At 66.2% G+C, this 10,504-nt stretch carries 5 protein-coding genes and 1 tRNA gene; 4 read left to right on the top strand and 2 right to left on the bottom strand.

Translation table 11 applies throughout. The annotated features are described in order from the left end of the window. The 3 genes from VFH65_RS11435 to VFH65_RS11425 form a co-directional block, all read left to right on the top strand. The coding region (locus VFH65_RS11435) for a GNAT family N-acetyltransferase (protein ID WP_353321541.1) at positions 1–436 on the top strand (436 nt) is incomplete at its 5' end. Between the two features lie 155 nt (positions 437–591). Beyond that, the gene (gene glpR / locus VFH65_RS11430) at positions 592–1,623 is read left to right on the top strand and encodes a gephyrin-like molybdotransferase receptor GlpR (RefSeq protein ID WP_353321539.1); all 1,032 of its coding nucleotides are present in this window, start codon (positions 592–594) and stop codon (positions 1,621–1,623) included. Between the two features lie 62 nt (positions 1,624–1,685). Further along, positions 1,686–1,761, top strand: a tRNA-Ala gene (locus VFH65_RS11425). Between the two features lie 26 nt (positions 1,762–1,787). Here the strand turns inward: VFH65_RS11425 and VFH65_RS11420 are convergent. Then, positions 1,788–2,405: a superoxide dismutase gene (locus tag VFH65_RS11420; RefSeq protein WP_353321538.1), complete on the bottom strand. Its 618-nt coding sequence runs from the start codon at positions 2,403–2,405 to the stop codon at positions 1,788–1,790. 160 nt (positions 2,406–2,565) lie between these two features. Continuing rightward, positions 2,566–3,300, bottom strand: a complete 735-nt coding sequence (locus tag VFH65_RS11415; RefSeq protein WP_353321537.1) for a hypothetical protein — start codon at positions 3,298–3,300, stop codon at positions 2,566–2,568. Positions 3,301–4,242: 942 nt separating this feature from the next. Between VFH65_RS11415 and pks2 the strand changes: the two genes are divergently transcribed. Next, positions 4,243–10,491 carry a sulfolipid-1 biosynthesis phthioceranic/hydroxyphthioceranic acid synthase gene (gene pks2, locus VFH65_RS11410; protein ID WP_414688398.1) on the top strand — a complete coding sequence of 2,083 codons (6,249 nt, stop codon included), beginning with the start codon at positions 4,243–4,245 and terminating at the stop codon, positions 10,489–10,491. The last annotated feature ends 13 nt before the right edge of the window (positions 10,492–10,504 follow it).

Genomic DNA, 10,504 nt, shown 5'->3' with positions numbered 1-10,504 from the left:
GGTGTGCTCTGGGCTGCGAGCCGAGGCGCGCAAGGGCCGGATGCTCCCGTATGTGATCGAGGTGGACGGGGTGTTCGCCGGCCAGCTGACAATCGGCAACGTGACACACGGCGCGCTGCGGTCGGCGTGGATCGGATATTGGGTAGCGAGCGTGGCCACCGGCGGCGGCGTGGCGACCGCCGCGCTGGCCCTTGGCCTGGACCACTGCTTCGGGCCGGTCATGTTGCACCGCGTCGAGGCCACGGTTCGCCCCGAGAACGCCGCGAGCCGGGCGGTGCTCGCCAAGGTGGGATTCCGGGAAGAGGGGCTGCTGCGACGCTATCTGGAGGTCGACGGCGCGTGGCGCGATCACCTGCTGGTGGCCATCACGGTCGAAGAACTTCACACTTCGGCAGCCTCGACGTTGGTCCGCGAGGGCCACGCGAGTTGGGCCTGAACCCCGGCCGCAAACCGCCCTTCTTGTGACAGATGTGACATTTGTGACTAATGGTGCTTGTCAGGTGTGAATTACAGGTGTGTAATTGACCTCGGCGCGCCGCCCACGGATGCGCTGGTCACCGACCTAGCCTGATGGGGAAAGGAGCCGGCGACATGCCAAGCATCCCCCAATCCCTCCTGTGGATCTCCCTTGTCGTCCTTTGGCTCTTCGTGCTGGTGCCGATGTTGATCAGCAAGCGTGATGCCGTCCGCCGCACCAGCGACGTCGCCCTGGCGACGCGGGTGCTCAACAGCAGCCGTAACAGCCGGCTGCTCAAGCGCACCGGTCCCGCGGCCGGGCACCGCAGCGACCCGGACTGGCAACAGTCCGACGAGGATCTCGACGATGTCGATCTTGAAGACGACCTCGACGAGGCCGAACACGAATCGCCGGGGCGCTCCGTGGTGGTGGCAGAGGCGGTCATCGAGAACGACGCTGAACCGGACTACCTCGATGTGGATGTCGTCGGCGAAGACTCCGGCGCATTGCCAGTCGGGGTGTCAGCAACCTCGCCAGTAGAGGAACAGACCCCCGGGGAGCAAGGCCAAATTGACGAACTAGCACTCGAATTCGAGGCCGAAGCCGAGGACGAGCCGGCCGACGAGTACGAACCGGAGCCCGAGGACGTCGACGACGAGTACGAGTACGTTGCCGATTCATCCGGGCTGGAGGCCCCGTCGGAGACCGAACTGCACTTGGCCGACTCGCTGAGCGCCGCACGCAGGCGCCGGCATGAGTCCAAGACCGCGGCGGCGGTGAGCGCCCGCAAGTACAAGTTCCGCAAGCGCATGCTCACGGTCCTTGCGGTCGCGGTGGTGGCCTCGGCCGCGGCCGCGGTCACGGTGGCCCCGGCGGCGTGGTGGGCGTTCGGCTCGATCGGCGCCGTGACGGTGCTTTACCTGGCATATCTGCGGCGGCAGACGCGCATCGAGGAGCGGCTGCGTCGGCGCCGCGCACAGCGCGTCGCGCGGGCCCGGCTCGGGGTGGAGAACACCGACGATCGTGAGTTCGACGTGGTTCCGTCACGGCTGCGACGGCCGGGTTCTGTGGTGCTGGAGATCGACGACGAGGACCCGATCTTCGAGCATCTCGACTACGCCCCGTTCTCGCGTAGCTTCGACCTGCCGCACGCCGCTGGCCAGTAACTCAAGGCCCGTCGCTCGATTTCGGCGGGTGTGCCACGGCTGGTAACCTGCTACCGGTACCAGGGGCTATGGCGCAGTTGGTAGCGCGACTCGTTCGCATCGAGTAGGTCAGGGGTTCGATTCCCCTTAGCTCCACCACCTTTGAGCTGGTCCGCCAAGTCCGGCTAGAAGATCAGGCCTTGCGCCTTGCTGGCGGCGGCGAACCGTTCTTGCACGTCGGCCCAGTTCACGACGTTCCAGAACGCCTTGACGTAGTCGGCCTTGACGTTCTTGTACTGCAGGTAATACGCGTGTTCCCACATGTCGACCTGCAGCAGCGGAATGATGCCGAGCGGCACGTTGGCCTGCTGGTCGTAGAGCTGGAACGTCAGCAGACGCTGACCCAGCGTGTCGAAACCCAGCACCGCCCAGCCCGAACCCTGCAGCCCGTTGGCTGCCGCGGTGAACTGCGCCTGGAACATGTCGAACGATCCGAACTGGTCATCGATGGCGGCGGCGAGTTCCCCGGTGGGCTTGTCTCCACCGTTGGGGGACAGGTTCTTCCACCAGATCGAGTGGTTGACGTGACCGCCGAGGTGGAACGCCAGGTTCTTCTCGTTGAGGAAGATCGCCGCATGGTCACCGTTGGCACGCGCCTCGTCGAGCTTGGCGATGGCGTCGTTGAGGCCCTTCACATACGTGGCGTGATGCTTGCTGTGGTGAATCTCGTTGATCTGGCCCGAAATATGCGGTTCCAGCGCGCCGTAGTCGTAGTCCAGGTCGGGAAGTATGTACTCAGCCATGCATCCGAGCCTATGAGCGAAAGACATCATCTGTCCACCTGTTCAGATGTTGTGATAACGTGCCGACGCGGGCCGGTCGTGACTGACGTCGATGCAGCACATCACGTAGCGACCTGCCTTCTGGGCGGTGGCTGATGCCACGGCCGACCCGCGCCCGTCGCTATCTCGACGAACGGCTGAACCACCTGGTCTTGATGCGCCACGAATGCGCCGACGCCAGCGCGAATCCGGCGCCGCAGGTGCAGGCGAAGAACCACACCAGGGTGCCGCCGTCCAGCGCCTGCAGCGGCGGAACATATGCGGTGATGATCCGCACGGCACAGGCGATGATCCCGGCCGCCGATGCGGCGAGATACCAGGTGGCGATGAACCGCGACCGCGGATCCGACCGCAGAATCAGCAGCGCCCGCGAGCCATACGCCAGCAGATAGATCAGAGTGCCGCAGAGCAGCAGCCAGTAGGTGCTCAGCCAGAAATCCGTTGGCACTTCGAAGAAGTCCGGCCGATAGATAGCCGCTCCGTTGCCGATCGAGAACAACGCCAGCAGCAGGGGCACGCACAGCGTGGCAGGCAACTCGATGTGCCGCCTGAAGAGCAGCGCCATCTTGTGGTCGTCGGCGAGCCGACCGATCGCGTTGTAGACGATCGCCGATGCGGCGACGATGTAGCAGTCGTGGCCGATGTAGTCTTCGAGATTCCAATGTCCGGTGAGTTCAAACAACGCCCGTCCGAGCGTCTCCGATGCAAGCGGCGACATCAGCAGTACGGCAAGGCCCTGTAGCGCGATGTTGAGGGTGGCGGCGAGTTCCCACCGGCACCTCCAGGTGAGACGCCGTATCCACAGACTCCACGCCACACACGCGAGGGTGATCGCGATGAGTGTTGCTAGCGCCATGCGTGGTGGACCTCACTGCAGGAACAAAGTTAGCCAATCTTAGAGCCTCACGACGAGGAGCACCTTCGCGTTGCTCGCAATTCTTTGGAGAATTTCTCGTCCGCGGAATATCGCCGTACCATTTGCCATTCTTACCGTGCCGTGGGTGAATTTGACGTAAATGACCATGTCTCGGCGGTTCATATGGTCGAACCGGATCGGAAGCCCCGGATAGCTCGCGTCGATTCTCTCTCTCACTATCACAACTCCTTCGCATCCGCAGGTCTCCCTCATAGCGTCGGCGGCGCATCGGTCCTGGTAGGTGAATCGCGGCGACATTGGCTGTGCTGCGACTTCGCCGTTAGCCACGCCGATGCGTAGCACCTAGCCACTATTTGCCGGGGCTCTCCCTGCAGTGCATGAAGCGACGATATTGCGATGTATCGGGCGGGGCGGATATTTGCCAGAGCGCCCGGTTGCAGCGGATGTGCGAGACACAGTGGCGAATCTGGGAATAATGTCCCAACTCTGGGAACGGGCTGCTAGATTGGCCCGCATGTCGGTTCTAACCTACCCGTCGCAAACGGGCGGGGCGCCCGATTGGGCCTCTGGCCGTCCTGATCTTGATCGAATATGGGACTTTGCGGAGCTGGACGGGTCCGCATCGCAAAGCTGTGCAAACAGTGGGACTGTTGCGGTCGGCAGAGGTCTTGTTCGCTCGCAGGGTCTCTGTACCTGCGGCTGGGTAGGCCGACAACATTGGTTGTCGGCTTTCGCCATTTATGACGCTCACCTGCATGCGGCGCAGAATCGGTGCCGTCCCGCGGTCCCATTGGTCCAGTGAAGTTGAGACGAGGGGCGACTTAGCCCCTATATTAATTCGACTGCAGTTTCCTGACCGCATGCTGAGAAGAGGTATACCGAGTGGGTGAAGCGCGCGTTATTCCAGTTGCTGTAATTGGAATGTCATGCCGCCTTCCTGGAGGTATCGACTCCCCTGAACAGCTCTGGGCAGCGTTGCTGCAGGGCGGCGATTTTGTCACCGAGATTCCCCGGGACCGCTGGGATGCCGACGAGTACTACGACCCCGAGCCCGGCGTGCCGGGCCGGTCGGTGAGCAAATGGGGCGCCTTCCTCGACGATGCCTCCGCCTTCGACGCCGCTTTCTTCGGTATCACCGAGCGTGAGGCGACCGCGATCGACCCGCAGCACCGCTTGCTGCTGGAGACCTCGTGGGAGGCCGTGGAGCATGCCGGCTTGAACCCGGCGACCGTTGCCGGTTCGCAGACCGGCGTGTTCATGGGCCTTACGCACAACGACTACGCACATCTGGCCGCCGACACCCGCACGTTGGAGAGCCCCTACGGGTTCACCGGAACGAGTTTCAGCCTTGCGTCCGGCCGTATCGCCTACGCGCTGGGAGTCCACGGTCCCGCCGTCACCGTCGACACGGCATGCTCGTCGAGCCTCAGTGCCATCCACATGGCCTGCCGCAGCCTGCACGACGGTGAGAGCGACCTTGCCCTGGCCGGTGGTGTTTCGGTGCTCCTCGAACCGCGTAAGGCCGCAGGAGGCTCCGCTGCCGGCATGCTCTCGCCGACCGGCCACTGCCATGCCTTCGACGAGAACGCGGACGGCTTCGTCTCCGCGGAGGGCGCCGTGGTGCTGACGCTCAAGCGGCTCGAGGATGCGGTCGACGACGGTGACCGGATCCTGGCCGTCATCCGCGGCACCGCCACCAACAATGACGGGCGCACCGTCAACATCGCGACACCCTCGTCAGCCGCCCAGGTCTCGGTGTACCGCGCGGCGCTCGCAGCCGCGGGCATCGAGGGCAGCAGCGTGGGCCTGGTGGAGGCCCACGGCACCGGCACGCCCGTCGGGGACCCCCTCGAATACGCGAGCGCGGCCGAGGTGTACGGCACCGACGGCCCGTGTGCGCTTGGCTCGGTCAAGACCAATTTCGGACATACCCAGTCCGCCGCAGGCGCTCTCGGCGTAATGAAGGCTGTGCTGTCGGTTCAGCACGGCGTGATACCGCAGAATCTGCACTTCACCCGTCTTCCTGATGAACTCGCCAAGGTCGACACGAAACTGTTTGTGCCCCAGGAGAACACGCTCTGGCGGACCAGTGACGAACAACCGCGGCGCGCGGCCGTCTCGGCCTACGGGCTGTCTGGGACCAATGTGCACGCCATCGTGGAGCAGGCGCCAGAGACGTCGAACATTCCGCCCGCGCAGCCCAGCGTGGCAGGACCACTGCTGTTCCCGTTGACGTCCACCTCGGCGCCCGAACTGCGCAGGACCGCAGGCCGGATGGCCGACTGGTTGGCCAAGGGCGGAGACGGAAACGGCCGCGGACCCGCGATCGACCTTTCCGACTTGGCCTATACGTTGACGCGCCGGCGCGGATATCGCTCCGTGCGGACATCGGTGATCGCCAGCAGCCGCGACGAACTGATCACGGCGCTGCGCGAGGTCGCCGACGCTGAAACCCCGTACCAGCCTGCGGTGGGCAGCGACGACCGCGGACCGGTGTGGGTGTTCTCCGGGCAGGGCTCACAGTGGGCCGGGATGGGCGCGGAGCTTCTGTCACGTGAGCCGGTCTTCGCCGCCACGATCGCCGAGCTCGAGCCGTTGATCGCGCGGGAATCCAACTTCTCTGTGACACAAGCGATGTCGGCGCCCGAAACGGTCACCGGAATCGACCGCGTTCAGCCAACCGTTTTCGCGGTCCAGGTTGCACTGGCCGCGACGATGAAGTCGTACGGGGTCACCCCCGGCGCGGTCATCGGGCACTCCATGGGCGAGGTGGCCGCGGCCGTCGTCGCAGGCGCGCTGACCGCCGAGGACGGGGTGAAGGTCATCTGCAGGCGCTCGACGCTGATGTCGCGCATCGCCGGCTCCGGGGCCATGGCGTCCGTGGAACTGCCCGCCTCTCAAGTGCTTTCGGAGCTGGCGGCGCGTGGCGTCACCGACGTCTCGCTGGCCGTGGTCGCGTCGCCGCAGTCGACCGTCATCGGCGGCGCCACGCAGTCGGTTCGCGATCTGGTCTCGGCGTGGGATCAGCGTGACGTGATGGCACGCGAGATCGCCGTCGATGTCGCTTCTCACTCACCGCAAGTCGATCCGATCCTCGACGAACTCGCCGAGGTTCTTGCCGATATCAGCCCGATGGAGCCGGAAGTCCCGTATTACTCGGCGACGCTTTACGATCCGCGCGACCTCGCGGAGTGGGACGCGTACTACTGGGTCGACAACCTTCGCCACGCGGTGCGGTTCTCTGCCGCGGTGCAGGCCGCCTTGGAGGACGGGCACCGGGTCTTCGCGGAACTGTCACCGCATCCGCTGCTGACTCACGCGGTGGAGCAGACGGCGCGGAGTTTGGACGTGCCGCTTGCGGTGCTCGCCGCGATGCGCCGCGAGCAAGAGTTGCCACTCGGGTTGCGCGGTTTCGTGGCAGACCTGCACAGCGTGGGAGCCGCCGTGGATTTCTCGGCGCTCTATCCGGCCGGGCGGCTGGTCGATGTCCCGCTGCCCACCTGGACTCACACCTCGCTGCTGCTGGACCGCGACGGTCACGACGCCAATGTGCGTGGGGCGTGCACGGTTGCGGTGCATCCGCTGTTGGGCTCGCACGTCGTGCTGCCAGAGGAGCCCGAGCGCCACTTGTGGCAGGGCGAGGTCGGCACCGAGGCGCAGCCGTGGCTGGGCGATCACCAGGTACACCAGGTCGCGGTCCTGCCGGGTGCGGCGTACTGCGAGATGGCGTTGGCGGCCGCACGGGCCGTCCTCGGTGACGCCAGCGAGGTCCGCGACGTGACCTTCGAGCAGATGCTGCTGCTCGACGAGGAGACCCCGGTGTCCGCCTCGGCGTCTGCGGTCTCCCCGGGTGTCGTCGAGTTCGCGGTCGAGACCTATCAAGAGGGCGAACGGACCCGGCGGGCCGTCGCCGTCCTGCACGCCGACACCGCGCAGGACGAGCCGGCGACCCACGACATCGACGCTCTGCTCACGGCGCATCCCAACGACGTCGACGGCGCCGACTTGCGGGCGGGTTTCGCGACGGTCGGCATTCACCACGGCGCGGCGTTCGCGGGGCTGTCGTCGGCATACATCCCCGAGGGGTCGGCAAGCACAGTGCTTGCCGCCGTTGCGTTGCCGGGCCCAGTGAGGTCACAGCAACGCGGCTACGGGGTGCATCCGGCACTGCTGGACGCTTGCTTCCAATCAGTGGTCGCGCACCCGGACGTCCAGGGTGCGGCCTCGGGCGGCATGTTGTTGCCGCTGGGCGTGCGCAGGCTGCGGGCGTACGCGTCCGCGCGAAATGCGCACTACTGCTACAGCCGCATCGTCAAGGTCGACGCCGACGGGATCGAAGCGGACCTCGAGGTGCTCGACGAACACGGCACTGTCCTGCTGAGCGTGACCGGTTTGCAGCTCGGCACCGGCGTCTCCGAGGGAGCGCAGGCGGATCGCGTGCTCAACGATCGCCTGTTGACCATCGAGTGGCAGCCACGTGACGTGCCCGAGGGGGAGCACGTCGATGCGGGGTCGTGGCTGCTGATCAATGCAAGCGATAACGGAAACGCCCTGGGCGCAAGCCTTGGCGACGCGCTGAAGTCTGCGGGTGCGGAGTGCACGACGATGTCATGGTCGCAACGCAGCGACCATGACGCCAATGCCGAGCTGCTGACGTCCTACTTGGCCGAGCAGGCAATCACCGGTGTGGTCGTCGTGACGGGACCGACCAGTGCCGACGCCGATGCGGGGATCCGCGGCGGCGACTGCGTGCGCCATATGGTGCGGATAACCCGCGAGCTGCCCGAAGCGCCAGGTGAGCCGCCGCGGCTGTACGTCGTGGCCCGCAATGCGCAATCCGTCGCCGCCGACGACGTGCCCAACCTGGAGCACGCCGGGCTGCGTGGCCTCGTGCGGGCCATCGGGATGGAACATCCCCGGCTGCGCGCCACCCAGATCGACGTCGACGAGGCCACCGACGGTGAGCAGCTGGCCCGCCAGCTTCTGACGGGTTCGGACGAAGACGAGACCGCCTGGCGCGACGGCCAGTGGTACACCGCACGGTTGTGCCCTGCCCCGCTACGCGCCGACGAGCGGCAGACCACGACGGCGGAGAACGAACACGCCGGTATGCGGCTACAGGTCCGTACGCCCGGCGACCTGGAATCGCTGGAACTGGTTGCGTTCGACCGGGTTCCGCCAGGGCCAGGCCAGATCGAGGTCGCGGTCAGCGCGTCCAGCATCAACTTCGTCGACGTCCTCGTCGCATTCGGGCGGTGCCCGAGCTTCGACGGCCGGCTGCCCGAGCTCGGCTCCGAGTTCGGCGGCGTGGTCACCGCGGTCGGGCCCGGTGTGACGACCCACCGCGTCGGCGATCGTGTCGGCGGTGTCTCGGCCAACGGCTGCTGGGGCACCTACGTCACCTGTGAGGCCAACCTCGCGACGACGTTGCCTGAGGGGATCGCCGAGCACGAGGCGGCCGCGGTGGGCCTTGCGTACGCCACCGTGTGGCTGGGACTGGAAGAGCTGGCCCGCATCTCGTCGGGCGACAAGGTGTTGATCCACTCCGCGACCGGTGGGGTTGGGCAGGCGGCGATCGCGGTCGCCAAGGCCGCTGGTGCCGAGATCTTCGCCACCGCTGGCAGTGAACAACGACGACAGTTGTTGCGGGACTGGGGGATCGAGCACGTCTACGATTCGCGCAGCACCGCGTTCGCCGACCAGATCCGCCAGGACACCGACGGCTACGGCGTTGATATCGTGCTCAACTCCGTCACCGGCGCCGCGCAGCGTGCGGGGCTCGAGCTGCTCGCCTTCGGTGGGCGTTTCCTGGAGATCGGCAAGCGCGACATCTACGGCGACACCCGCATGGGCCTGTTCCCGTTCCGCCGCAACCTGTCGTTCTACGCGATCGACCTCGCGCTGATGACCGTCACCCATCCCGACAAGGTTCGTGACCTGCTGGAGAAGGTGTACACGCTGATCGCCGACGGCACACTGCCGTTGCCGGACATCACGCACTACCCGCTTGCCGACGCCGCGAGCGCGATCCGGTGCATCGGCGGCGCCCAGCACACGGGCAAGCTGGTGCTCGACGTCGCGCACAGCGGCCAGAGCGCTGTAGTGGTGCCGCCGGAGCAGGTACCGGCGTTCCGTAGCGACGGTTCCTACATCATCACCGGTGGTCTTGGCGGACTCGGGCTGTTCCTCGCCGAGAAGATGGCCGAGGCCGGCTGCGGGCGCATCGTGCTCACGTCGCGCAGCCAGCCGAGCGTCAAATCGCAGGAGATCATCGAGCTGATCCGTTCCACGGGCGCCGACATCGTGGTCGAATGCGGCGACATCGCCGCGGCCGGCACGGCCGAGCGGCTGGTGGCGGCGGCGACGGCCACCGATCTGCCGCTTCGGGGCGTACTGCACGCCGCGGCGGTGGTCGAGGACGCCACGCTGACCAACATCACCGACGAGCTCGTCGAACGGGACTGGGCGCCAAAGGTTTACGGTGCTCAGAACCTGCACCAGGCGACGGCATCGCAGCCGCTTGACTGGTTCTGCTCGTTCTCGTCGGCGGCGGCGCTGGTGGGCTCGCCGGGCCAGGGCGCTTACGCGGCGGCCAACAGCTGGCTGGATGCGTTCATGTATTGGCGTCGAGCCCAGGGCCTTCCGGCCAGCTCCATCGCGTGGGGGGCGTGGGCCGAGATTGGTCTTGGCACTGCGCTGGCCGAAGGTGACGCAGCGATCCTTCCCGACGAGGGTGCGTACGCCTTCGAGTCGATGCTGCGTCACGACCGCGTCTACACCGGTTACGCACCGATCCTGGGAACACCGTGGTTGATGGCGTTCGCACAACGTAGCCCGTTCGCATCGGCGTTCAAGTCCGCAGGCCAAGGCTCTACGGAGGGAAGGAGATTGCGCGCCGAGTTGGCCGCGCTACCGCGGGAGGAATGGCCGACGCACCTGCGCCGGCTGATCGCCGAACAGGTCGGGCTGCTGCTCCGGCGCGCGATCGATCCGGACAAGCCGCTGTCCGAGTACGGGCTCGATTCGCTGGGCAACCTGGAGTTGCGCACCCGCATCGAGGCCGAAACAGGAATCCGTATTAGTTCCATGGGCGTCAGCACCGTTCGGGCGCTGGCAGAGAGCCTGTGCGAAACGCTCGCCGCCGATGAAGCCGTCGCAGCGCCGTCATGACAACGGGACTGGA

The organism is Mycobacterium sp. (genome assembly GCF_035697385.1).
Lineage (GTDB): Bacteria > Actinomycetota > Actinomycetes > Mycobacteriales > Mycobacteriaceae > Mycobacterium.
Note: the sequence above shows the minus strand (reverse complement) of the source record. Positions and strands in the feature narration are given on the sequence as shown.